The 23,291-nt window shown below is 74.7% G+C and carries 24 protein-coding genes; 7 read left to right on the top strand and 17 right to left on the bottom strand.

Annotated elements, in window-relative coordinates; genetic code table 11:
* Positions 1–35: 35 nt before the first annotated feature.
* The gene (locus JOE61_RS15060; protein WP_193666979.1) at positions 36–959 is read right to left on the bottom strand and encodes a GNAT family N-acetyltransferase; all 924 of its coding nucleotides are present in this window, start codon (positions 957–959) and stop codon (positions 36–38) included.
* A 120-nt stretch (positions 960–1,079) separates the two neighbouring features.
* On the opposite strand from JOE61_RS15060, the gene JOE61_RS15055 reads away from it, so the two are divergent.
* On the top strand, positions 1,080–2,567 hold the full coding sequence (locus JOE61_RS15055; protein ID WP_193666978.1) for a hypothetical protein: 1,488 nt from the start codon (positions 1,080–1,082) through the stop codon (positions 2,565–2,567).
* Positions 2,568–2,739: 172 nt separating this feature from the next.
* On the opposite strand, the gene groL is transcribed toward JOE61_RS15055, so the two are convergent.
* Together groL and groES are read right to left on the bottom strand one after the other, a co-directional pair.
* The gene (gene groL, locus JOE61_RS15050; RefSeq protein WP_193666977.1) at positions 2,740–4,362 is read right to left on the bottom strand and encodes a chaperonin GroEL; all 1,623 of its coding nucleotides are present in this window, start codon (positions 4,360–4,362) and stop codon (positions 2,740–2,742) included.
* 102 nt (positions 4,363–4,464) lie between these two features.
* Complete coding sequence (gene groES, locus JOE61_RS15045) at positions 4,465–4,761, bottom strand: co-chaperone GroES (protein ID WP_179614115.1); 297 nt, start codon at positions 4,759–4,761, stop codon at positions 4,465–4,467.
* A 197-nt stretch (positions 4,762–4,958) separates the two neighbouring features.
* On the opposite strand from groES, the gene JOE61_RS15040 reads away from it, so the two are divergent.
* Positions 4,959–6,128, top strand: a complete 1,170-nt coding sequence (locus JOE61_RS15040; RefSeq protein WP_193666976.1) for a class I SAM-dependent methyltransferase — start codon at positions 4,959–4,961, stop codon at positions 6,126–6,128.
* 100 nt (positions 6,129–6,228) lie between these two features.
* On the opposite strand, the gene JOE61_RS15035 is transcribed toward JOE61_RS15040, so the two are convergent.
* Complete coding sequence (locus tag JOE61_RS15035) at positions 6,229–6,843, bottom strand: MBL fold metallo-hydrolase (protein WP_193666975.1); 615 nt, start codon at positions 6,841–6,843, stop codon at positions 6,229–6,231.
* Positions 6,843–7,955, bottom strand: a complete 1,113-nt coding sequence (locus tag JOE61_RS15030) for an S-(hydroxymethyl)mycothiol dehydrogenase (RefSeq protein ID WP_204797252.1) — start codon at positions 7,953–7,955, stop codon at positions 6,843–6,845. Before JOE61_RS15030 ends, JOE61_RS15035 begins: the two co-directional genes overlap by 1 nt.
* A 138-nt stretch (positions 7,956–8,093) precedes the next feature.
* On the opposite strand from JOE61_RS15030, the gene JOE61_RS15025 reads away from it, so the two are divergent.
* Together JOE61_RS15025 and JOE61_RS15020 are read left to right on the top strand one after the other, a co-directional pair.
* The gene (locus JOE61_RS15025) at positions 8,094–8,684 is read left to right on the top strand and encodes a SigE family RNA polymerase sigma factor (RefSeq protein WP_193666973.1); all 591 of its coding nucleotides are present in this window, start codon (positions 8,094–8,096) and stop codon (positions 8,682–8,684) included.
* Positions 8,681–9,865 (top strand): WD40 repeat domain-containing protein, encoded by a 1,185-nt coding sequence (locus JOE61_RS15020; protein ID WP_193666972.1) that lies wholly within the window; start codon positions 8,681–8,683, stop codon positions 9,863–9,865. Before JOE61_RS15025 ends, JOE61_RS15020 begins: the two co-directional genes overlap by 4 nt.
* A gap of 159 nt (positions 9,866–10,024) precedes the next feature.
* Here JOE61_RS15020 and JOE61_RS15015 read toward each other — a convergent pair whose 3' ends face one another.
* Positions 10,025–10,405 carry a hypothetical protein gene (locus JOE61_RS15015; protein WP_193666971.1) on the bottom strand — a complete coding sequence of 127 codons (381 nt, stop codon included), beginning with the start codon at positions 10,403–10,405 and terminating at the stop codon, positions 10,025–10,027.
* 261 nt (positions 10,406–10,666) lie between these two features.
* The gene (locus tag JOE61_RS15010; protein ID WP_193666970.1) at positions 10,667–11,248 is read right to left on the bottom strand and encodes a hypothetical protein; all 582 of its coding nucleotides are present in this window, start codon (positions 11,246–11,248) and stop codon (positions 10,667–10,669) included.
* Positions 11,249–11,507: 259 nt separating this feature from the next.
* On the opposite strand from JOE61_RS15010, the gene JOE61_RS15005 reads away from it, so the two are divergent.
* Together JOE61_RS15005 and JOE61_RS15000 are read left to right on the top strand one after the other, a co-directional pair.
* Positions 11,508–11,903 (top strand): hypothetical protein, encoded by a 396-nt coding sequence (locus JOE61_RS15005; protein WP_193666969.1) that lies wholly within the window; start codon positions 11,508–11,510, stop codon positions 11,901–11,903.
* Entirely contained in the window at positions 11,903–13,231 is a 1,329-nt protein-coding gene (locus JOE61_RS15000) for a hypothetical protein (RefSeq protein WP_193666968.1), read from the top strand. Before JOE61_RS15005 ends, JOE61_RS15000 begins: the two co-directional genes overlap by 1 nt.
* Before the next feature lie 15 nt (positions 13,232–13,246).
* Here the strand turns inward: JOE61_RS15000 and tsaD are convergent, their stop codons facing one another.
* Positions 13,247–14,293: a tRNA (adenosine(37)-N6)-threonylcarbamoyltransferase complex transferase subunit TsaD gene (tsaD, locus tag JOE61_RS14995; RefSeq protein WP_372440081.1), complete on the bottom strand. Its 1,047-nt coding sequence runs from the start codon at positions 14,291–14,293 to the stop codon at positions 13,247–13,249.
* A 73-nt stretch (positions 14,294–14,366) separates the two neighbouring features.
* On the opposite strand from tsaD, the gene JOE61_RS22580 reads away from it, so the two are divergent.
* Positions 14,367–15,092 (top strand): GNAT family N-acetyltransferase, encoded by a 726-nt coding sequence (locus JOE61_RS22580; protein WP_193666966.1) that lies wholly within the window; start codon positions 14,367–14,369, stop codon positions 15,090–15,092.
* On the opposite strand, the gene JOE61_RS14985 is transcribed toward JOE61_RS22580, so the two are convergent.
* From JOE61_RS14985 to JOE61_RS14945, 9 genes are all read right to left on the bottom strand, one after another.
* Positions 15,089–15,574 (bottom strand): GNAT family N-acetyltransferase, encoded by a 486-nt coding sequence (locus JOE61_RS14985; RefSeq protein ID WP_193666965.1) that lies wholly within the window; start codon positions 15,572–15,574, stop codon positions 15,089–15,091. The genes JOE61_RS22580 and JOE61_RS14985 overlap by 4 nt on opposite strands.
* Positions 15,571–16,209 carry a tRNA (adenosine(37)-N6)-threonylcarbamoyltransferase complex dimerization subunit type 1 TsaB gene (gene tsaB, locus JOE61_RS14980; RefSeq protein WP_193666964.1) on the bottom strand — a complete coding sequence of 213 codons (639 nt, stop codon included), beginning with the start codon at positions 16,207–16,209 and terminating at the stop codon, positions 15,571–15,573. The genes JOE61_RS14985 and tsaB overlap by 4 nt, the downstream gene beginning before the upstream one ends.
* A 20-nt stretch (positions 16,210–16,229) precedes the next feature.
* A complete protein-coding gene (locus JOE61_RS14975; RefSeq protein ID WP_307823038.1) occupies positions 16,230–16,985 on the bottom strand; it encodes a lytic murein transglycosylase in 756 nt (251 codons plus the stop codon).
* Positions 16,982–17,605, bottom strand: a complete 624-nt coding sequence (locus JOE61_RS22575) for an HAD-IA family hydrolase (protein WP_193666963.1) — start codon at positions 17,603–17,605, stop codon at positions 16,982–16,984. Before JOE61_RS22575 ends, JOE61_RS14975 begins: the two co-directional genes overlap by 4 nt.
* Before the next feature lies 1 nt (position 17,606).
* Entirely contained in the window at positions 17,607–18,380 is a 774-nt protein-coding gene (locus tag JOE61_RS14965; RefSeq protein ID WP_193666962.1) for a 3'(2'),5'-bisphosphate nucleotidase CysQ, read from the bottom strand.
* A gap of 19 nt (positions 18,381–18,399) precedes the next feature.
* Positions 18,400–19,017 carry an aminoacyl-tRNA hydrolase gene (pth, locus tag JOE61_RS14960; RefSeq protein ID WP_193666961.1) on the bottom strand — a complete coding sequence of 206 codons (618 nt, stop codon included), beginning with the start codon at positions 19,015–19,017 and terminating at the stop codon, positions 18,400–18,402.
* A 24-nt stretch (positions 19,018–19,041) separates the two neighbouring features.
* The gene (locus JOE61_RS14955; protein WP_193666960.1) at positions 19,042–19,716 is read right to left on the bottom strand and encodes a 50S ribosomal protein L25/general stress protein Ctc; all 675 of its coding nucleotides are present in this window, start codon (positions 19,714–19,716) and stop codon (positions 19,042–19,044) included.
* Between the two features lie 207 nt (positions 19,717–19,923).
* A complete protein-coding gene (locus JOE61_RS14950; protein ID WP_193666959.1) occupies positions 19,924–21,330 on the bottom strand; it encodes an FHA domain-containing protein in 1,407 nt (468 codons plus the stop codon).
* 4 nt (positions 21,331–21,334) lie between these two features.
* A complete protein-coding gene (locus JOE61_RS14945; protein WP_193666958.1) occupies positions 21,335–23,287 on the bottom strand; it encodes a serine/threonine-protein kinase in 1,953 nt (650 codons plus the stop codon).
* Between the last annotated feature and the right edge of the window lie 4 nt (positions 23,288–23,291).

Genomic DNA, 23,291 nt, shown 5'->3' with positions numbered 1-23,291 from the left:
GCGGTGCCCGGCGCTGGCGGAGGGCGCGTCTCGCGTCACACCGGTGCCGAGCCGACCTCCAGCGGCCGCAGGCCCTGCACCGGCACCCGCACGGTCAGCTGGTCGGAGGCCAGCCGGATGCGTCCGTGCATGCCGGCCGCCAGCACCAGCGGCAGCACCGCGCGGTTGTCGGCGGTGGTGCTCAGCGCGACCTCGCGGGCGCCGAGGCTCAGCGCCAGGCGCGACGCGGCGACCAGCAGCCGGGTCCCCACGCCGCGGCGTCGCCAGGCCGGGTCGACCCGCAGCACCAGCGGCAGGCAGCCGTCCTCGAGCTCCTGGCTCGCCGGCTCGCCGGGCAGCCCGAGGCTCGCGCGGCCCACGACCACGTCGGCGACCACCGCCGAGACCACCCGGCCCTCCACGACGTACGACGGCCGCGCACCGTCGCCGAGGCGGCGACCGGCGACCGGGGCGGCCATCGCCGGGTCGGGCCGTCCGCGCCGCAGCACGTCGGTCACCAGCTCGGCGACGGCGACGCCGCGCGCCCGCTCGGTGTCGGTGAAGGGGGTGGCGCGGCGTACCTGCACGAGCACGTCGCCGACCGTCATCTCCAGCAGGTCGCCCCCCGGGCCCTGGTCGGGCTCGGTGTCGAAGAGCGCGGCCACCACCTCGGGGAAGCTCTCGGGCGAGGCCAGCACCTGCCGGGCGGCCTCGACGTAGCGGGTGGGCTGGTCGGTCAGCGCCGCGCCGGTGCACGGGGTGGAGAAGACGTGCCGCCAGCCGGCGGACTCCACCAGCACCGCCACGTCGGCCTCGCCCCAGTCGCCCGGCACGTCGACGACCACCTCGTCGGTGACCTCGTCGACGCCGGGGAAGACCTGCATGGCCCGGATGTCGGCGCCCGCCTCGGCGCAGCGCTGCGCGAGCGCGGCGAGACCTCCCGGGCGGTCCGGCGAGCTGGCCCGCACCTTCCACAGCATGGGTTCCTCCTCCGTGGGCCCGCTCCGACGGCGGGCTGTGGACTACGTTGGCCCACCGACGTTGCGGCGACGTTTCGGTCGTGGGTCGTGCGGTGACGAGCCGTCGAGCGGAGGTGGGCGATGGGCCGGGAGCGCCGCTTCGTGCTGCTGGTCGCCCTGGTGGCGGGTGGGCTGCGGCTGGTCGGGCTGTTCCGGCCGGTGCGCCCCGACGAGGCGGGCTTCACGCTCGTGGCACGCGCGTGGGCGCCGAGCGCCGACAGCGTCTACGGGCCCTACTTCGTCGACCGGCCGCCGTCGCTGGTGGCCACCTACGGCGCCGCGGACTGGCTCGCCGGGCCGCTCACGGTGCGGGTGCTGGGGGCGGTGGCCGTGACGGCGCTGGTGCTGCTGGCCGCGGTGACCGCCCGGCTGGTGGCCGGGCCGTCGGCGGCACGGTGGACCGCGGTGCTGGTGGCGGCGCTGTGCGTGACCCCGCTCATCGACGTGGTCGCCACCAAGGGCGAGCTGCTGGGCCTGCCGCTGGTGATGGGCGGCTGCCTGCTCGCGCTGCTGGCGCTGCGGCGGGCCGGGGGTCGGCGCGCGCTGCTGCTGGCCGGTGCCGCCGGCACGGTGTCGGCGACCGCGCTGGGTCTCAAGCAGAGCCTCGTGGGTGGACTGGTCTTCGGCGGGGTGCTGCTCCTGGTCGCGGCTCTCGGGCGCGAGGTGACGCTGCGCCGGGGCGCGGCCCTCGCCGGCGCGGCGCTCGCGGGGGCCACGGTGCCGGTGCTGGCCACGCTCGGCTGGGCGGTGGCTGCCGGCGTACGGCTCGAGGCGCTGGGGTACGCCGTGTGGGGCTTCCGCACCGACGCCTCGGCGGTGCTGGCCGCGCAACCCGCCTCGGCACCCACCGAGCGGGCCGCGCTGCTGGTGGTCGTGGCGGCCGGTGCCGGGATGGTCGCGGTCATCGGCGGCCTGCTGGTGCACGTGCGCGACGAGGTCGGCCGCGACGCACCCGTGACCTGGGCGGTGCTGGCGATGCTGGGCGCCGACACCGCGGCGCTGGTGGCCAGCGGCTCCTACTGGCGCGACTACCTGCTGGTGCTGGTGCCCTCGACGGCGCTGGCCGCGGCCCTGCTGGTGCGGCGGCGCTCGAAGCGCGGCGTGGCGATGCGGGCGGTCGTCGCCGCGACGGCGGTCTCGAGCGCGGTCTCGCTGGTGGTGTGGGGCGCGGTGCAGCTGCTCGGCCTGCAGGAGCTCGACGAGGCCGACACCGGCGCGGCCCTGGCCGCCTCTGCCGAGCCGGGCGACACCCTCACCGTCTTCGGCGGGCGCGCCGACCTGCAGCTGGCCAGCGGGATGGACTCGCCCTACCGCTACCTGTGGAGCCTGCCGATGCGCACCCTCGACCCCGACCTGGAGCGGCTGCAGGAGCTGCTGGCCTCACCGCGGCGACCGACGTGGTTCGTCGAGTGGGTCCACCTCGGCGCCTGGACGCCGGAGGCGGGTGCCGCGCTGCGCGAGGTCCTCGAGGAGCACTACGTCGAGGTGGGCGGTGCGTGCGGGGACCACCGGGTCTACCTGCGCCGCGACGCCGAGCGGCCGGCCCCGCAGCCCCGCTGCCACGGCTGAGCCCCGGCGCCGCGGGACGTCATACGTCTGGCACGAGCGGACGTCCTGCCCGTATGACGTCCTGGGCGGTCACCGGGACGACGACGGCCCGCCCGGGTCTCCCCGGACGGGCCGTCGTGCGGTGCGGCGCGTGCTGCGCCGCGGGGTGGATCAGTGCGTGATCAGTGCCTGATCAGTGACCGTGGCCGTGGCCGTGGCCGCCGGCGGCGGACTCGTCCTCGTCCTCGGGCTTGTCGACGATCAGCGTCTCGGTCGTCAGCAGCATGCCGGCGATCGAGGTGGCGTTGACCAGCGCGGAGCGGGTGACCTTGACCGGGTCCAGGACGCCCTGGGCGACCAGGTCGCCGTACTCCTCGGTGGCGGCGTTGTAGCCGTTGCCGACGCCCATCTCGCGGACCTTGGTGGTCACGACGTAGCCGTTGACGCCACCGTTCTCGGCGATCCAGCGCAGCGGCTCGTCGGCCGACTTGCGCACGATGCGCACGCCGACCGCCTCGTCGCCCTCGAGGCCGAGGTCCTTCTCGAGCACCGAGACGGCGTGGATCAGCGCGGAGCCACCACCGGGGACGATGCCCTCCTCGATCGCGGCGCGCGTCGCGGAGACGGCGTCCTCGATGCGGTGCTTCTTCTCCTTCAGCTCCACCTCGGTGGCGGCGCCGACCTTGATCACGCAGACACCGCCGGCGAGCTTGGCGAGGCGCTCCTGGAGCTTCTCGCGGTCCCAGTCGGAGTCGGTGTTCTCGATCTCGGCCTTGATCTGGTTGACGCGGCCCTCGACGGCGGTGGCGTCGCCGGCACCGTCGACGATGGTCGTGTTGTCCTTGGTGATCACGACGCGACGGGCCTGGCCCAGCACCTCGAGACCGACCTGGTCGAGCTTGAGGCCGACCTCGGGGGCGATGACCTGACCGCCGGTCAGGGTCGCGATGTCCTGCATCATCGCCTTGCGGCGGTCACCGAAGGCCGGGCTCTTGACCGCGACGGCGTTGAACGTGCCGCGGATCTTGTTGACCACCAGGGTCGAGAGCGCCTCGCCCTCGACGTCCTCGGCGAGGATGAAGAGCGGCTTGCCGGCGGCGATGACCTTCTCCAGCAGCGGCAGCAGGTCGGCGATCGCCGAGATCTTGCCCTGGTGCAGGAGGATGTAGGGGTCGTCGAGGACGGCCTCCATGCGCTCCGGGTCGGTCACGAAGTACTGCGACAGGTAGCCCTTGTCGAACTGCATGCCCTCGGTGAAGTCGAGCTCGGTGCCCATCGAGCTGGACTCCTCGACGGTGATGACACCGTCCTTGCCGACCTTGTCGAAGGCCTGCGAGAGCAGGTCGCCGATGACCTTGTCGCGGCTGGAGATGGTGGCCACCGAGGCCATGTCCTCCACCGAGTCGACCTCGCGGGCCGCCTCGAGCAGCGCGTCGCCGACGGCCTTGGCCGCCGCGTCCATGCCGCGCTTGAGACCCATCGGGTTCGCACCCGCGGCCACGGCGCGCAGGCCCTCGTGGACCATCGCCTGAGCCAGCACCGTCGCGGTGGTGGTGCCGTCGCCGGCGATGTCGTTGGTCTTGGTGGCGACCTCCTTGGTGAGCTGGGCACCGAGGTTCTCGAAGGGGTCGTCCAGCTCGATCTCCCGCGCGACGGTCACGCCGTCGTTGGTGATCGTGGGGGCGCCCCACTTCTTGTCGAGGACGACGTAGCGGCCCTTGGGGCCGAGGGTCACCTTGACGGCGTTGGCGAGGGCGTCGACGCCGCGCTCGAGCGCGCGGCGGGCGTTCTCGTCGAACTCCAGGATCTTGGGCATGTGGATGCTCCTAGGTCAGTGGTGTGGGAGATGAAACGGGCCCGGGCGCCATGCGACGCGGGTCGCAGGGCGACCGGTCGGCATGACGCCCGGGCCGGTGGATCAGTTGACGATCGCGAGGACGTCGCGCGCCGAGAGGATCAGCAGCTCCTCGCCGCCGTACTTGACCTCGGTGCCGCCGTACTTGCTGTAGATGACCTTGTCGCCCACGGAGATGTCCATCGGGACGCGCTCGTCGCCGTCCTCGTTGAAGCGGCCCGGGCCCACGGCCACGACCTCGCCCTCCTGGGGCTTCTCCTTGGCCGTGTCGGGGATGACGAGACCCGAGGCGGTGGTCTGCTCCGCCTCGAGCGTCTTCACGACGATGCGGTCCTCGAGGGGCTTGATGTTGATCGACACGTTGGATCGACCTCCACTTTCTTGCACACGTTGGCTGGTGGAAAACGTAAAGGGGTGCTCGCAGGCCCTGGCACGCCGTCGCGGGGGTCGCGCCGACCTGGTGAGCGCTGGCACACTCACGGGGAGAGTGCCAGTCCAAAAACTAGCACTCCCCCTCGAGGAGTGCCAGAGCGGGAGGGCGGTGACAGGATCGCCCGATGGACCTCGACGCCTTCCGGTGGCTGCTCACCGACGACGGCCAGGCGCTCCTGGCCCGCGCCGAGGAGCTCGACCCGGGCGACCCGCTACGCGCCCAGACGGCCCTGCGCCGCCACGCCGACGCCGAGCACGCGGCCGCCGCGCTGACCCAGGCCGGGCTGCGGCGTCGGGCGGTCGCCAAGTTCGGCGACCTGGCCGCGCGGCTCTACTTCACCCCCGACGGGCTCGAGCAGGCCACCCGCCTGGCCGTCGCCCGCCACCGCGCGGCGCGGCTGCGGGCCTTCGACGCCCTGAGCCTGGTCGACCTCGGCTGCGGCATCGGCGGCGACCTGCTCGCCGCGGCCGAGACCGGCATCGTCAGCGTCGGGGTCGACCTCGACCCGGTGCGGGTCGCTGTCGCCGGCGCCAACCTCGCGGCGCTCGACCTCGACGGCGTCGTCAGCGTCGTCGACGCGACCACGATCGACACCTCCCCCTTCGACGTCGCGTACGCCGACCCCGCGCGCCGCTCGGCGCGCGGTCGCAGCTTCGACGTCGACGACTGGACTCCCCCGTGGTCGTTCGTCGAGTCCCTGCTGGCCCGCGACTCCTGCGTCAAGGTCGCGCCGGGCATCCCCCACGACCTGGTGCCCGAGGGCGTCGAGGCCGAGTGGGTCAGCGACCACGGCGAGGTCAAGGAGGCCGCCCTGTGGTCGGGCCGCCTGGCCACGACCCGCCGGCGCGCCACCGTCATCGGCGACGGCGGGCTGGCCACCCTCACCGACGAGGACGACCCGGGCGCCGGCGTACGACCGGTGGGCCGCTTCCTCTACGAGCCCGACGCGGCGGTGATCCGGGCCGGCCTGGTGACCGCCGTGGCCGCGGCCTGCGACGGCGGGCTGGTCGACGAGCACATCGCCTACGTCACCACCGACGCGGACGACACGGCCACCCCCACCCCGTTCGCCCGCGGCTACGAGGTGCTCGAGGAGCTGCCCTACCGCGAGAAGGCGCTGCGCGCCGCCCTGCGCGAGCGTGGCGTGGGCCGGCTGACCATCAAGAAGCGCGGCGTCGACGTGGTGCCCGAGGAGCTGCGCAAGCGCCTGGCCCTCTCCGGCGACGCCGAGGCCACGATCGTGCTGACCCGGGTGGCCGGGGCCGGCACCGCCCTGCTGGTCCGCCCCCTCTGACCCCACCCGCGCCCCCAGGACGCGGACAGTCCCTGACGTTCCTCACCGCGACACGCCGTCGAGGTGTGTGGAACGTCAGGGACTGCCCGAGCGCCATGGGTCAGGAGGTGCCGAGCGCCGCCTTCTCCGCACCGATGGTGGTGTCGGGGCCGTGGCCGGTGTGCACCACGGTCTCCTCGGGCAGCGCGAAGAGCCGCTCGCGGATCGACGTCTTGATGACGTCCTCGTCGCTGTACGAGCGTCCGGTCGCACCGGGGCCGCCCTGGAAGAGCGTGTCGCCGGTGAAGACGACGCCCAGCGAGGGCGCGTGGAAGCAGACCGCTCCCGGGGCGTGGCCGGGGGTGTGGATGGCCTGCAGGCGGGTGCCACCGACGAGGATCTCGAACCCGTCGCCGAGGTCGACGTCCCAGAGGTGGTCGGTGTGGGTGAGCTCCCACAGCGGCCGCTCGTCGGGGTGCAGCATGATCGGTGCCACGACCCGCTCGCGCAGCTCGGGGGCGACGCGGCAGTGGTCGTCGTGGGCGTGGGTGAGCAGGATGGCGCGCACCGCCCGGTCACCGACCAGCTCCATGATCGCGTCGACGTCGTGCGGCGCGTCGATGACGACGCACTCGGTGTCGTCGCCGACCACCCAGACGTTGTTGTCGACCTCGTGGGTCTCCCCGTCGAGCGAGAAGGTCCCCGAGACGACGGCGTGGTCCACGCGGGCGGTCATCAGAGCACCACCACCGATCGCAGCACGTCGCCGTGGTGCATCTTGTCGAACGCGGCCTCCACGTCGTCGATGCCGATCTCCTCGGTGACGAACGCGTCGAGGTCGAGGCGCCCGGAGGTGTAGAGGTCGACGAGCATCGGGAAGTCGCGGCTGGGCAGGCAGTCGCCGTACCAGCTCGACTTCAGCGCCCCGCCGCGCCCGAAGACGTCGATGAGCGGCAGGTCGGGCACCTTCATGTCCGGCGTCGGCACCCCGACCAGCACCACGGTGCCGGCCAGGTCGCGGGCGTAGAACGCCTGCTTCCAGGTCTCGGGGCGACCCACGGCCTCGACCACCACGTCGGCACCCTCGGCGCCCGGGTAGGTCTCGGCGCAGATCCGCTTGATCTCCTCGACCGGGTCGACCTGCGAGGAGTCCACCGTGTGGGTGGCGCCGAGCTCGCGGGCCTTCTCGAGCTTCTTGGGGTCGATGTCGACGGCGATGACGGGGCTGGCGCCCGACAGCGCGGCACCGGCGACCGCTGCGACGCCGACACCGCCGCAGCCGATCACGGCGGCCGAGCGGCCCCGCGTGGTCTGGCCGGTGTTGATGGACGCACCGATGCCGGCCATCACGCCGCAGCCGAGCAGGCCCACCGCGGCGGGACGCGCCTCGGGGTCGACCTTGGTGCACTGGCCGGCGGCGACGAGGGTCTTCTCGGCGAAGGCGCCGATGCCCAGCGCCGGCGACAGCTCGGTGCCGGCGTCGTCACCCTCGGCCAGCGTCATCTTCTGGGTCGCGTTGTGGGTGTTGAAGCAGTACTGCGGCTCGCCGCGGTTGCAGGCGCGGCAGTCACCGCACACCGCCCGCCAGTTGAGCACCACGAAGTCGCCGGGCGCCACGCTGGTGACACCCTCACCGACCGACTCCACGACCCCCGCGGCCTCGTGGCCCAGCAGGAACGGGAACTCGTCGTTGATCCCGCCCTCGCGGTAGTGCAGGTCGGTGTGGCACACACCGCACGTCTGCACCTGCACCACTGCCTCCCCCGGGCCGGGGTCCGGGACGTTGATCGTGGTCACCTCGACGGGCGCGCCCTTGGCGCGCGCGACGACGGCCTTCACCTGCTGCATGTGCGATCTCCTCGATCGGTCCGGATGGCTACCGGACCATGCAACCCCATCCAGGAGGGCGAGGGCACCCCCGGGGAGGCGGTTCCAACCTTCCGCACCGGTGCTGCGTCTGGTGGGTGTGGGACCGAGGAGGAGACGATGCAGGCACGAGCACCGGCCCGGCAGGCCGAGAAGGTGAGCGCCGTGGAGACCGACCGCACGCCGGTCCGCGGCAGGAGCGAGCGGCGCGACGCCGAGTTCACCGAGTACCTCGCCGCGCGCCAGGCGGCACTGCTGCGCACGGCGTACCTGGTCTGCGGCGACCGGCACCAGGCCGAGGACGTGCTGCAGACCGCGCTGGCCAAGCTCTACCTGTCGTGGGACAAGGTCCGCGACCGCGGCGCCGTCGACGCCTACGTGCGCCGGATCCTCGTCAACGAGACGACGTCGGCCTGGCGGCGGCCCTGGCACCGACGTGAGCAGGCCACCGAGCGGCTCCCCGAGACGGCCGCCCACCACGACACCTACGACGACGGGGGCTCCGCCGCCCTGTGGGACGTCGTTCGCTCGCTGCCGCCCAAGGCCCGCGCGGTCGTGGTGCTGCGCTACTACGAGCAGCTCAGCGAGGCGGAGACCGCCGAGACCCTCGGGGTCTCGAAGGGCACCGTGAAGTCCCAGTCGAGCCGGGCGATGGCCCTGCTCCGCGAACGCACACCGGCACACCTGCACCCCCGGGAGGAGGAACGATGAACGAGAACAGCCAGGGCACCGAGATCGGGGCCGCACTGGAGCGCGAGGTCTCCGGCCTGCACGACACGCCCTTCACGCTCTCCGACGTGCAGGGCCGCGCCCGCGGCATCCGACGCCGCCGCCACGCCCTGGCGGCCGGCGCCGCGGCAGCGGCTGTCGCCGTCGCGGTGCCCTCGGTCCTGCTGCTGGGCGGCACGATCGACCGCACCGACGCCCCCGATCCCGCCGGCCCGTCCCGGTCGGCCACCGAGGCGGTCGAGACGACCTCGGCCCCGGCCTCCTCGGTGCTGCGGGGCAGCACCCTGACCCGGCCCGACGGGACCACGACCGAGCTCGACCTGCCCGACGAGCAGGTGATCGACTACGCCCTGCTCGGCGACGGAAGGGTCGTGGCGGTCCCCAACGGCGGGAGGGAGATCCTCGTGCTGGGCGCCGACGGAGAGGTGCAGGCGTCGTACCCCGCCGAGATCAACCACATCGTCGTCGGCGCGACCAGCGACACGGCGGCGTGGGTGGGCGAGGACGGTGCCGTGCGGGTGCTCGAGTCGGGCACCCGCGAGCCGACCGTGCTGGCCACCCCGCCGGCCGAGCGCGACGCCTACCGCTCGGTCGACGCCGTCCTCGGAAGCGGTTGCGCCGCCGGGGGGTGCGAGGTGCTGACCGGTGACGGGAACACCACCCTGCACGTGGTCAGCCGAGACGGCGTCGAGCCCTTCGACATCGACATGGCGGTGCGCGTCGACGACGTGAGCCCCGACGGCAGCCTGTGGTCCTTCTCCGAGCAGCCGGCCGACGAGTTCACCCAGTACGGCTGCGTCGGCCTGTACGACGTCGCTGCCGCGACCACCACGGCCCGGTCGTGCGTCGTGTGGGGGCTGTCGTTCTCCCCCGATGGGCGCTATGTCGAGGCCGCCTTCGCCGAGAACAACATGCTGGGCGACGTCCGGGTCCTCGACCTGTCGCTGGAGACGGTGCTGGCCTACGAGCCCGACGACGGCCAGGTGGTCAGCCGGACCGGCTGGGCCTCCCCCGACGCGCTGCTGGTCTCGGTCGCCGGCCTGCAGGACAACCAGTGGTCACTGCTCGAGGTGCCCCTGGACGGCGGCGATCCCACCACGGTCGAGGGGCCGGTCCAGGGCGGGAACCCCGAGATCGAGGCGGAGTTCCGGATGTCCCGGTGACGGGACCGGGACTGCGGATCAGCGCCAGCGGAACGAGGCCAGCACCGACTCGACGCGCTGGGTGCGGATCTCGATCCCCACCGCCAGCAATTCAGGCTGCAGACCAGCGTCTCGAGGACGAAGCACGGGTGCCGCCCCCGCTGCTTCACCTGCACCTCGTCAGCGCCATCGCCAGGTCGCGAGCATCGACTCCAGCCGCTGGCGGTGCAGGGACGCCGGGCCCGTGGTCCGCAGCTCGAAGTGGATCGTGGCGGCCGGGTCGAGGACGACCGACTTCAGGATCGTCACGTGCTTGCCCCCGCCCTTGCCCTCGATCAGCGGCATCTCCACCCCGTCGACCTCGCGAGCCTCCCCCAACCGCATCGGGAAGGGGTTGTCGGCCTTCGCGTTGTCCAGGGTCAGCTCGACCAGCAGGTCGAGGTCCGGGTCGTCGGTCAGCGTCGGGACCTCCAGCAGCGTCAGCCCACCGGTGCCGTCCAGCAGGTAGGCGCCTCCTGCCCCCGTGTCGGCCGCCTCAGTGACCCAGTCGTCGTCAGGCACCCGCACAGCTGCTGAGGGCAGGGTGAGCCTGGCGCCGGTCGCCGGAGGCGCCGCCGGAGCCGACGACTCGGGCTCCGTCGGCGTGCTCGAGGTCGGGGGCGCCGTCGGAGGTGTCGCACCACCGGCAGCCGACCCGTCGTCATCCCCGGAGCACCCGGCCACGACGAGTGCCGTGCACAGCAGGAGCGGGGAGAGATGATGCTTCTTCACGTGGTCTCCGATTCTGGTGTTCCGGCCGGGTGGTTCCTCGCGTCCCGCACGTCAGCGCCACTGCCACGAGGCGACCACGGCGTCGACGCGCTCACGGTGCAGCGCGGCGGACCCGGAGGTGCGGATCTCCAGCGTCAGGTACGCCGGCTGCGGCTCGAGCACCCCAGTCTCGAGGCGGACCATGTGCTCGCGCCCACCGCTGCCCTCGAGGACCGCGACGGACACCCCGTCGAGATCACGCTCCGGCCCCAGCCGCACAGCGAAGGACTCGTCGCGGTTGGCGTCTGCCAACGAGAGGTCCAACAGCTCGTCGAGGTCGGGGTAGTTGGTGATGGTGGGCACCTCGTTGATGAACAGCTTGCCCGAGAGGCCGGGCGCGTAGCCCCCTCCCGAGCCCTTCGCCGCCGACTTGGCCGTCCACGTCTGGTCGGGCAGCCGCAGCTGCGCCGACGGGAACCTCAGGCGAGCACCCGTCGCCTCGGACGCGGCCAGGGACGCGTCGTCGACCTCCGCCGGAGCTCTCGACCCCGGCGACGCTGCCGGGGACGTGGCGTCGTCGGCGACGGGGGCCTCGCCGCCCGCACTGCAGCTACCTACCGCGAGCACCGAGCACAGCAGGGGGGCGACGATCACGTGCTTCTTCACATGGTCTCCGAGACTCGGGCGGGCAACGGGCGGCTCCTCGCATCCCTGCTACCCGGAGCGAGCGCCGTTGACACCTCGCCGACGCCCGTGCGGCAGGAGGGCCCGTCGTGCCGGACGCGCCGGGGCGGACATGCCGCCACAGCTCAGGTTTTACCCTGAGCACGCCGGGGCACAACAGGTGTGCACACACACGGACCGTCGACACACCCGGAGTCTCAGCATGTACTTCGCAGGACTTTCAGCGGCCATGCAGTACGTGGCCGTCGAACAGACGACCATCGACCGGGTCATCTCCTTCCTGCGTGAGAACAGCGAGGGCGAGTGGGCGCGCCGGTTCGCCTCCGACGCGCCGATCGCCATGCCCTCGCTCGGGCGCGGAGACCGGGCCCAGGAGCTGGGGTTGCACCACGCCCGGGCCCAGCAGGTGATGGCCGAGACCGTGCAGGGCATCGTCCGCGACCTCGAGGCCTTCGCCGAGAGCGTCCACGAGGCCGCCCGCCTCATCAGGCGCGCCGATGAGGACTCGGCCGAGACCATGGTGGCCACGCAGCGGGTCGTCGAGATGCTCGACGAGGCCTCACTCACCTCGCAGAGCGACACGGCCTACGACCGGGCTCGCAACGAGCAGGGAGGCGACGCCTGATGGGCCAGCAGGAGGAGCGCCTGCGGCGCACCGTGTCGGGCGCCCACTTCCCCGACCTGGCCGTGTCCGCCGAGGGGTGGAGACAGGGCGCCGACAGGCTGCGGGAGGTGCAGAGCGTCCTCCAGATGGCGACGGAGGACGTGCGCGCCGGCTTCGGCGAGTCCTCCGAGGTCAGCGAGGCCGCCGTCACCGCCTTCACCAAGGTGGCCGAGAAGGCCGCGAAGCGCAGCGAGCAGATGCGTGCGGCCGCACAGGCGATCGAGACGTCGAACTCGGCACTGATGGCCGCCGCCCACGAGCAGCGCCTCCTCGACGCCAGCGCGCCCACCCAGCCACAGCCGCCCGAGCGGACCCCCGGCATGCCGGAGACCCCCGACACGCTGCGCGCCGAGCAGCGCTACGGCCGTGACCTGGGCGCCTACAACGCCGCGATGGCCGACCGCGAGACGCGCGCCAAGCAGCGCGCCGACCAGGTCGACACGACGTACGCCGAGTCGGCCGAGGTGATGCGCCGCATCCACGGCGAGCCCGACGAGCGGGTCATGCGTGACGCCGCCGGCTCCGGCGCGGGTGCTGGAGGCGGGCGTGGCGCGGGCGGGGCCGCACCGACCGGCGGCAGCGTCGCAGCGGGCCACCCCGGGGGCAGCGCACACGTCCACCCGACCGGCACCCAACCGGCACCGACCGGCGACACCATCGACACCGGTGGCTCCGACCACGGGGACACCGGCTCGGGCGACCCGGAGCAGCCGAACACCGACGCGATCGCGCCCGACGGCGGCGACAACCCGTTCGAGCAGCCCACGGGCCCCGGCACGACCAGCGGCACGACCAGCGGCACCGGCGGCACCGGCGGGCTGACCGCAGGCATCGGCGGCGGCATCGCCGGCAGCGCCGTGATGGGTGGGGCGGCGCTCCTCGGCGGCCGCCTCGCCGGCGGAGCCTCCGTGGCGCCGGTGGGCGGCGCGGCTGCCGGGTCCACGGCCGGTCGCCCCGCAGCCGCACGCGCCATCGGCACGGGACGCACCTCGGGCGGAGCCACCCTCGGCCGCAGCGCCGGTGCGGTCGGGACGTCGACCACTGCCGGTCGCGGAGCTGCGACGGGAGCCACGGGCACCCGGGCGACCGGCGGCGCCCGAGGCACCTCCGGACAGGCTGGCGCACGCGCCGCCGGCTCGGCCGGTGGCGCCGGTGGCCGTGGCGCGGTCGGCGGGGCGGGTGGCACCGGCCGTGGTCGCAAGCGCGACGCCGACCGGCCCGACCAGGCCTTCTTCGCCACCGAGGACGACTGGACCGACGACGAGGGCCACGCCCCGGTCCTCGACTGAGGACGGGGCGCCAGGTCAGCCGGCGAGCACCGAGGAGACCGGCAGGCTCGAGTCGGCCGGCAGGTCCAGCGACGACGGCGTACGGCCACGGGCGACCATCTCCGCGCCCAGCGCGGCCACCATCGCGCCGTTGTCGGTGCACAGGCCCGGGCGCGGCACCCGCACCCGGATGCCGAGCCGCTCGGCGCGCTCCTCGGCGAGGTGACGCAGCCGGGAGTTGGCCGCGACGCCACCGCCGATGAGCAGGTGGTCGATGCCCTCGCTCGAGGCGGCGTCGAGCGCCTTGCGCACCAGCACCTCGCAGACCGCCTCCTGGAACGACGCCGCGACGTCCGCGACCGGCACCGGCTCACCGGCGCGCTCGCGCGCCTCGACCCACCGGGCCACGGCCGTCTTGAGGCCCGAGAACGAGAAGTCGAAGCGGTGCCGCTCGAGGTCGCGGCGCGCCGTCAGCCCCCGCGGGAAGTCGATGGCCACGCTGTCGCCCTCGCGTGCCATCCGGTCGATGTGCGGCCCGCCCGGGAACGGCAGCCCGAGCAGCCGGGCCACCTTGTCGAAGGCCTCCCCCGCAGCGTCGTCGATCGTCTCGCCCATCGGGTCGACCCCGACGGTCACGTCCTCGACGCGCAGCAGGCTGGAGTGTCCCCCGCTGACCAGCATCGCCAGGCAGGGCTCGGGCAGCGGGCCGTGCTCGAGCTGGTCGACGGCGACGTGGGAGGCCAGGTGGTTGACGCCGTAGAGCGGCTTACCCAGGCCCAGCGCCAGCGCCTTGGCGGAGGCGACGCCGACGAGCAGGGCGCCGGCCAGGCCGGGCCCGTTGGTGACCGCGATCGCGTCGACGTCGTGCAGCGAGATGCCCGCCGTCTCGCAGGCCCGCTCGATCGTGGGCACCATCGCCTCGAGGTGCGCCCGGCTGGCCACCTCGGGCACCACGCCGCCGAAGCGGGCGTGCTCGTCGACGCTGCTCGCGACCGCGTCGGCCAGCAGCGTGTGGCCGCGCACGATCCCGACCCCGGTCTCGTCGCAGGACGTCTCGATCCCCAGCACCAGCGGTTCGCTCACGCGGCTCATCGTCGCACGCGAGCCCACCGGCCCCGCGCCCAGATCGTCACCGGGCCCCGGGCATGATCTGGCCGTGCAGGAGATCTCGGTCGAGCAGCTGGTCACCACCTCGCAGCACCGCTTCGTGCGCCACCAGGTCGACCCGGCGCTGGCCCCTCGTGCCTGGGTCGCGGGGGCCGCGGCCGTGGTCGAGAACCACCCGCGCTGGACCGGCCCGGCCCCCGGACCGCAGCTGGTCTGCCTGGGGCCCGCCGAGGCGCTCGAGCCGCTGATGGCGCGCGTCGCCGCGCTGCACCCCCGCCCCTGGCGGATCACCGTCGAGGCGGCGGCGTACGACGCGCTGCCGGCGGGCTGGGCGCACGACGCGGCCACGCGCTGGGACTGGATGCTGACCCACGAGCAGCCCGCCGAGCCGACCCCGCAGGTCGGCGAGGTCGGCGGACGCGACGACCTGGTCGCCCTGCTCGACGCCGGCAACCCGGGCTCGTTCGCACGCCCCGACAGCCCCGGCGTCGAGGCGTGGCTCGGCGTCGTCGAGGACGACCGGCTGGTCGCCGCCGGCGCGCTGAACCGCCAGCACGACGGCACCGGCCAGCTGCGCGGCATCACGGTGCTGCCGAGCGAGGAGCGGCGCGGCCTGGGCCGCCTGGTCTCGACGGCCCTGACCCGACGGGCGCTCGCCGGCGCGTCGGGCACCGCCAGCCTCGGCGTCTACACCGACAACGCGCCCGCGATCCACCTCTACGAGCGGCTCGGCTACCGCACGGTGCACACGTTCCGCTCGGCCGTGCTCTCCTAGCGTCCCTGGTCGGTCCCGCCGCACGCCGGCCCGAGACCTCGGCGCAGCACCACGGCGGTGGCGCCGTCGCGGTAGTAGCGCCGCCGCCGGTCGACCTCGACGAAGCCGCGCGCGGCGTAGAACGACAGCGCCCCGGCGTTGTCCTCGCGCACCTCGAGCAGCAGCCGGTCGGCGCCGCCGGCCCGGGCCGCGGCCACGACGGCGTCGAGCAGCGCGGTGGCCAGGCCGTCCCGCCGGTGCTCGGGGTCGACGGAGATCCGCTGCAGCTCGGCGATGTCGGCGACCACGCTGAGCACGGCGTGGCCCGCGACCACCGGCCCGGCCGCCGAGACCACCTCCGCCACGAGGTACGTCGCGTAGGGCACGCGGCCCTCGACACCCTCCTGGAGCAGCCCCGGCGGCCAGGCGTCGGCGCCGAGGTTGCGCTGCTCGAGCGAGACGAGCGCGGCCAGGTCGTCGGGGCGCGCCTCGCGGACGGTCACGAGACCGTCTTGCGGCTGCGCGTGACCTCCGCGTCGGGGCGGCGCAGGTACATCGGCTCGGGGTCGACGAGCTCGGCCCGCTCCTCGGCCACCACCCGCGCGAGCCAGCCGGCACCGGGCCGCTGCGGGCCGACCGCGAGCGGGAACGCCTCGGGGTAGAGCAGCGCGCCCTCCCCCACCACCGGCGCGTCGGTGCCCAGCGCGGCGGGCTTGTCGACCACCGGACCGTCGAGCCGCACGCCGTCGGCGTCGTACGACGCGAGGTAGACCTCCTTGCGGCGGGCGTCGGTGGCGACCACGAAGTCGCGGTCGACGGCGCCGGTGTCGACGGCCTCGACCGCCAGCACGTCGAGGGTGCAGACGCCGTAGACCGGGATCTCGAGCACGAAGGCGAGGGTGCGCGCGGTCACCAGCCCGACCCGGAGGCCGGTGAACGGCCCCGGGCCGACCCCCACGCCGATGGCCGTGAGGTCTTGGCGGACCACCCCGACCTGGCGCATCACGGCATCGACGAGCGGCGCGAGCTGCTCGCCGTGCTTCATCGCCCGCTCGGCCTCGAGCTCGGCCACCACGTCGGAGCCGTCGTGCAGGGCCACGGCCACCCGCGGCGTCGCCGTGTCGAAGGTCAGCAGCATGAGCGGCAGGCTAGCCCGGGTCAGCCCGCACGGCGCCCGGCGGCCCGCTCGGCGTAGGCGCTGGCGGCGGCGTGCACGGCCGCGACGTACTCGTCGGAGTGGTTGTAGGACAGCACCGCGCTGGCCCACCCGTCGCCGCGGGCCAGGTCGCGCCCGCCGGCGCACAGGTAGCGCGCCGCGGTCGCGGCGGCGTCGTCGAGGTCGTGCGGGTCGATGCTGCCGTCGCGGTCGCCGTCGGCGGCCCACGGCTCCCACGACGAGCGCAGGAACTGCATCGGCCCCACCGCGTGCTCCCAGGTCGCGTCGCCGTGCCAGGCGCGCGAGGCGGCCGTGGAGCGGATGGCGGCGAAGTCGCCGGAGCCGTCGAGGGCCGGGCCCAGGATCGCCGACGACGAGCGGCCCTCGGCGTCGAGGGTGCGCCCGCCCAGGGTGCCGTGCTGCGACTCGATCCAGCCGATGCCGGCCAGGGTGGTCCACCCGACGTCGCACCCACCGACGCCCGAGAGCTGGGCGTCGGCGTAGGCCCGCAGCGCCGGCGACGGGATGCCCGTGGCCCGGCTGGTGCGGCGCAGCCAGCCCTCGTCGACGAGCTGGGTGCGGCGCGCCTGGGTGCCGGGGTCGGCCTGGGCCGGCACCGGTGCGCCGACGTACGCCGCCGGCGGGGTCAGGTCGACGGTGCGCTCGGGGGTGTAGAGCCGCGACAGCGCGAAGGCCGCCCCCGACAGCGCCAGCAGCAGGCAGGAGAAGAGCACGATCGAGCGCGGGCCCGAGATCACGCGGCGCCCACCTCGCCGACGGGCAGGCCGTGGCCGACCAGGGCGTCGAGCAGCACGTCGTGCCCCTCGTCGAGGTGCCAGTGCACGGCGTGCAGCCCGACCGCGCGCGCGGCCTCGACGTTGGCGGCGACGTCGTCGACGAAGAGCACCTGCGCGGGGGCTGCTCCGATGCGCTCGACGGCGATCTCGAAGTAGGCCGGCTCGGGCTTCTTGGTGCCCAGCTCCCACGAGTAGCAGGAGACGTCGAAGTGGTCGTCGTAGCCGAGCCCGGCGCGCATCAGCTCGCCCCGCTGGCGGTGCTGGTTGGTGCCGAGGTGCACTCCCAGACCGGCCTCGCGCAGCCGCCCGGCCAGGGCCAGCGACTCCTCGGAGACGGTGATGTCGCGCCACAGCGCGTCGTAGACCTCGTGCGGCGCGACGTCGGCGTACGCCGGCACGATCCGCTCGAGCGCCTCGACGAAGTCGCCCTCGCCACGCAGCGGCCCACGCTCGGCGCGCCACAGGGCGTGCGCGAGCTCCTCGGCCCGGTCCCCGGCCCAGGCGCGCAGCAGCCCGACGGGGTCGGGGGCGCTGCGCTGCAGGACGCCGTCGGCGTCCAGCAGCACGTGCTCGACGCTCACCTCACTCGGTGCCGTGGGCGGCGATGAAGGCCAGGATTTGCTCGCTGAGCTCGGGGCGGCAGACCACGAGGTCGGGCAGGTAGACGTCGTCCTGGTTGTAGACCAGCTCGCTGCCGTCGACGCGCGAGGTGAACAGGCCGGCGGCGCGGGCCACGGCCACGGGGGCGGCTGAGTCCCACTCGTACTGCCCACCGGCGTGCACGTAGGCGTCGGCGACGTCGCGCACCACCGACATCATCTTCACCCCGGCCGAGCCCATCGGCACCAGCTCGGCGTCGATCTCCTCGGCCAGGGCCTGCACGAAGGCCGGCGGGCGGCTGCGCGAGACCGCGATCCGCGGCTTCTCGGAGGTGCGGGGCGGCACGACCGGCGCCTGCCCGGTGTTGAAGGTCTCGCCGAGCTCGGGCTGCGCGACGGCGCCGGCGACCAGGGCGCCGCCCTGCCACAGCGCGACGTGCACGGCCCAGTCGTCGCGCGGCGGCTCGGAGAACTCACGGGTGCCGTCGAGGGGGTCGATGATCCAGACCCGGTCGGCCGACAGGCGCGCCTTGTCGTCCTTGCCCTCCTCGGAGAGCACCGCGTCGTCGGGACGGTGCTGGGCCAGCAGGTCCATCAGCAGCTCGTGGGCGGCGGCGTCACCGGCGTCCTTGAGCTCCTTGCCCTCCAGGCCCTCGGCGCGGACCTCCAGCAGGCGGCGGCCGGCGGCCTCGGCCAGCCAGGTGGCCAGCACGTGGTCGTCAGCGGCGGGGGGCGGGGTTCCGGGCTCGAAAGTCACCAGCAGAGGGTAGCCGCGATCAGGAGTTGAAGCGCTGCTGGGTCTTCTCCAGGCCCTCGCCGACCAGGCACTCCACCGCGTCGGCGGCGGTGTCGACCACGAAGGGCAGCACCTTGCGCTCGGCCGGGGAGTAGTTGGAGAGCACGAAGTCGGCGACCTCCTGGCGACCCGGGGGGCGGCCGATGCCGACCCGCACCCGGTGGAAGTCGCCGGTGCCCAGCGAGGAGCGCATCGACTTCAGGCCGTTGTGGCCGTTGTCGCCGCCGCCCAGCTTGACCCGCAGGGTGTCGAAGGCGATGTCGAGCTCGTCGTGGATCGCCACGACCCGCTCGGGCGGCACCTTGTAGAAGGTGGCCAGCGCCTTGACCGGCCCGCCGAGCTCGTTCATGTAGGAGCGGGGCCGCGCCAGCACGACCCGCGGGCCGCCGGTGCCGGGAGCGCCGAGCCGTCCCTCGACGACGTCGGCGCGCCCGGACTTGTGGGCCCGGAACCCCGAGCCGAGCCGCGAGGCCAGCTCGTCGGCCACGAGGTAGCCGATGTTGTGCCGGTGCCCGGCGTACGTCGGGCCCGGGTTGCCCAGGCCGACGACGAGCCAGACGGCGCTGCTCGCGCCGCCGGTCTCACGTTCGTCGGTCATGGTGCTCCCCCGGGCCCGTCGCGATCACTCCTGCGAGTCGCCGGCCTCGGCGTCGCCGGACTGCTCGCCCTCGGTGGACTCCTCGTCGCCCGACTCCTCGTGCTCGATGCCGGCCTCGGCCTCGAGCTCCTCGAGCTCGGCGTCGAGCGACGCCTGGCTCTGCTGCTGGGTGACGTTGACGACCAGGATGTCGCCGTCGGTGAGCAGCTCGGTGCCCTTCGGCAGCTTGAGGTCGGAGGCGTGCACCTGGGTGCCGACCTCGGCGCCCTCGACGTCGACCTCGACGAACTCGGGGATGTGGGTGGCCTCGGCCTCGACCGAGACGACCGAGTTCTCGAGGACCACGAGGGTCTCGGCGACGGCCTCGCCGACCACGTGCACGGGGATGTCGACGGTGACCTTCTCGCCGCGGCGCACGGCCACGAAGTCGACGTGCTCGATGAAGCGCTTGATCGGGTCGACCTGGACCTGCTTGGTCAGCGCCAGGTGGCTCTCGCCGTCGACGTCGATGTCGAGCAGGGCGTTGGCGCCGCCGTGCTTGAGCGCGAGCATGATCTCGTGGCCCGGGAGCGTGATGTGGGTCGGCTCGTTGCCGTGCCCGTAGATGACGGCCGGCACCTTGTCCTCGCGACGGATCCGGCGCGCGGCGCCCTTGCCGAACTCGGTGCGGGCCTCAGCGGCGATCTTCTCGGCAGCCATGTGTGTCTCCTCGTGCGCTACAGCGGTGCGGGGTCCCGGCAGGACCCTCGCAAGGTCGGGTGGTCACCTGCGGGTGGGCCCGGACGCACGAAGCGCCGCGCCCGTCGGGATCACGACACAGCGCGGCGCGAGGGTCTCGCAGCCGACCGCGTCGATCACGGAGCGACCGCGGACGGTCGGCTCCCTCGCCGAGGCAACCGCAGCAGTCTAGCCGCGTGCGCGCGACGAGGGCCAATCCGTCGGCGCGGCCGGGTCGACGGGCCGCCACGGCCGCAGCCGCACCCCCGGTGGGTCGGGCGGACGGGGGTGCGCGGGCTCCGGGGCCGGCGGCCGCCCGGGCAGCTCCAGCGGCGCGAGGCTGCGGGCGACCCGGTCGGCCCAGGGGGCCGACACCCCGTCGAGCCGCAGCTCGCGCGGCGCCCGACCGGGTCGGAGCAGGCGTGCGTACGACGGCTGGCGGGCCCCGATCTCGACCACGTCGGCACAGTCCCGCGGCAGGGCGGTGACGTCGGGTCCGGTGACGACCACCGGCCCGGCGGCTGACGGGTCGGGGGCGGGAGGGCTGCCGTCGCCGGCGTACCCGTGACGCAGCCGCAGGTGGGGGCGGCCCGCCTCGGGGACACGGTCGTGGGGCAGCCAGCGCGACCACGACCAGGCCGGGCCCACCCGTGGGCCCGCGACCTCGAGCGAGAGGTCGGCGGGGGCGTGCAGCGCGCCGAGCTGCAGCAGCCACCAGCGCAGGGCCGCCTCGACCGCGTCGTCGGGCCCGACCAGCCCGACCGGGCCGCCGGACCCGTCGGGCCGCAGCGCCAGCAGCACCGGCTCGTCGTGGTGGCCCACCGTCCCGAGCCGCAGCAGGAGGTGGTCGGGGTCGGCGGGGCGGCGCTCCCAGCGTCGGGGCCAGTCCCGGCCCCTCGGGGTCGCCGAGGCACCGACCTGCGCGGGGTCAACCGGTGCCGGGGCGTACGCCGCCGGCCGCGGGGGCGGGCGGCGCCAGAGCAGCCGGCCGTCCCCGGGCGGGGTGGGCGCGGCCGGCTCCGGGTCGACCGGCCGCACCCGCGCCAGCGAGTCACCGACCGCGAGCACCTCCCCGGGCCGCCAGGTGCGGGGCTCGTGCGGCAGGAGGCCCCTGCCGTCGAGGCGGGTGCCGTTGCTCGAGCCCAGGTCGGTGACGCCGACCGCCGCCGGGGTCACCGAGACCAGGCAGTGCCGCCGTGACAGCGAGTGGTCCTGCCACGAGAGCGCACCGCTGCGGCCCAGCTGGTGCACGCCCTCCGGGAGCGGGTGCACCGAGCCCGCGTCGGGGCCGCTGACCACGTGCAGCTCGAGCCCGTGCGGTGGCGAGCCGGGTCCCTGGTCGAGCGGGTGCCGCTCGCCGAGCACCACCCGGGCCCCCTGCAGGAGCCCGACCTCGTCGAGGCGGGTGTGGGCGTCCCAGGAGTGGCGTGGCTCGCCGTCGCCCAGCAGCGGGTGCTGGACCCGCACGGTGCCCCGGGGTGCTCGCGCCAGGCGGCGCAGCGCGGCCTCCACCTCGGCGGCCGGGGTCGAGCCGGGCGCCTCGAGCAGGACGTCGGTGCTGGCGTCGCCGGACACGACGCTGATCGCGACCCGCACCGGCTCAGCCCCCGGCGCCCTGGATGGTCACCGTGGCCGGCTCGAGCCGGGTGAGGTCGCCGACCTGCGCGGTGACCTCGCAGTCGGCCGCGGGGTAGCGCGCCAGCAGGCTCAACCCGTCGGCCGAGACCGCGACCGCGTCGCAGGCCTGCAGCCGGACGCCGTCGAACCCGCCGGCCACGGCCGAGAGCGCGATGGTCGCCTCGCCGGCGGCGTCGGAGTCGAAGAGGGCACGCACGGGGTCGGGGCCCTCGCCCCAGTCGGGGAGCAGACGCACCCGCACCGGGGCGAAGCCGCTGCGCGCCTTGCGCACCACCGCCGGCACCTCCACGACGACGTCGCGCAGCCGCTGCACGGGGTAGCCGTCGCCGGAGCGCTGGGCCTCGAGGACCGCTCGCGTGCTGTCGGCGGCCTCCCCCACCCAGCCCTCCAGCGCCCCCCCGGGGTCCGCGCCCAGGTCGAGGTCGAAGGACGCCACGACCAGCACCTCACCGTCGGCCGGCACCTGCCCGGGGTCGACCGCGAACCCGCACGCGACCGAGATCCCCGTGCGGGCGGCGAGGTTGTCCTGCACCGTCGCGCCGGTCCAGGTCGGACGCGGGCACTGGGAGCCGCGCGCCGGCAGCACCTCGAGGAACGGACCACGCAGCGGTGCGTCGCGGGCGCTGTAGCGCAGCCGGAGGGTCAGCCGACCCGTGGCCGGGTCGTAGTCGGCCTCCCGGTCGACCCCGAGACCCGTGGGCAGCAGCTGGTCGGTGCGCTCGGCGGCGACGGGGTCGGCGGCCACGGGGTCGGGCTCGTCGCCGGTGGCGACGACGACGCCGGCCACCACCGCGACCAGCGAGAGCGCGGCCAGGGCGGCCGCGGCGACGAGTCCGCGGCGGGGGGCGCGGTGCCGGCGCGCGGCGGCCCGGTCCGGCGCGGGTGGTGCGCCGGGCGGCGCGGGGGCCGCGGGAGGCGCTGCCGCCGCGGACCCGTGCAGGAAGGTCGCGCCGACGTCGACCCGCGCGTCGTCGAGCTCGACCTGCACCGGGCCGGCGCGCACCACCGTGCCCTGCGCGAGGTCCCAGTCGTCGGGGGCGGGCTGCACGGGCAGGGCCGGGACGTCGCGCACCTGCGCGGCGACCTCCCGCAGCGCCGCGGCGGTGCCGGCGGCGCTCAGGCGGGTGGTGGGGTCCTTGGCCAGCATCGTCTCGACGACCTGCCACAGCGCGTCGGGCACCGGCAGGCGCGGCGGTCGCACCGTGGCGTGGCGGAACCCGACGGTGTGGGCGGTGCCCGCACCCGAGAACGGGGTGCGCCCGCCCAGCAGCTCGTAGAGCAGCACGCCCGTGGCGTAGACGTCGGAGGCGGCGCTGAAGCGACCGTGCACGAACAGCTCGGGCGGCATGTAGCCGGGGGTGCCCAGCAGCCCGGTCGCCTGGACCGTGCGCTCCTGGGCCAGCCGGGCGATCCCGAAGTCGGTGAGCAGCACCCGGTCGGCGTACGCGGGGCCGGGCCCCTCGCCGGTCTGCGTCTCGCCACCGCGCAGCAGCACGTTGTCGGGCTTGACGTCGCGGTGCAGGCAGCTCTGCTCGTGGGCGGCGGCGAGCGCGTCGAGGACCGCGCACGTGGTCTCGACGGCGTCGCGGGCGCCCAGGGTGCCGACCTCGCGCAGGTGGCGACGCAGGTCGGTGCCCTCGACGAGGTCCATGACGATGGCCAGCGCCTCGCCCTCCACGACCAGATCGTGCACGCGCACGATCCGTTCGTGGCGCAGCGACATCAAGATGGCACGCTCCTGGACGAAGCGGCCCACGATCTGCTGGTCGCGGGCCAGCTCGCGGCGCAGCAGCTTGGCCGCGACGTACCGCTCGCCGGCGCGGTCCCAGGTGCGCCACACCTCGCCCATGGCGCCCTCGCCGAGCAGGTCGACCAGCTCGTAGCGGCTGCCCAGCGCGCGTCGTCCGCCCGTCACGGGC

Source organism: Nocardioides salarius (assembly GCF_016907435.1).
GTDB classification, from domain to species: Bacteria; Actinomycetota; Actinomycetes; order Propionibacteriales; family Nocardioidaceae; genus Nocardioides; species Nocardioides salarius.
This window is presented reverse-complemented; position numbering and strand designations above follow the sequence as displayed.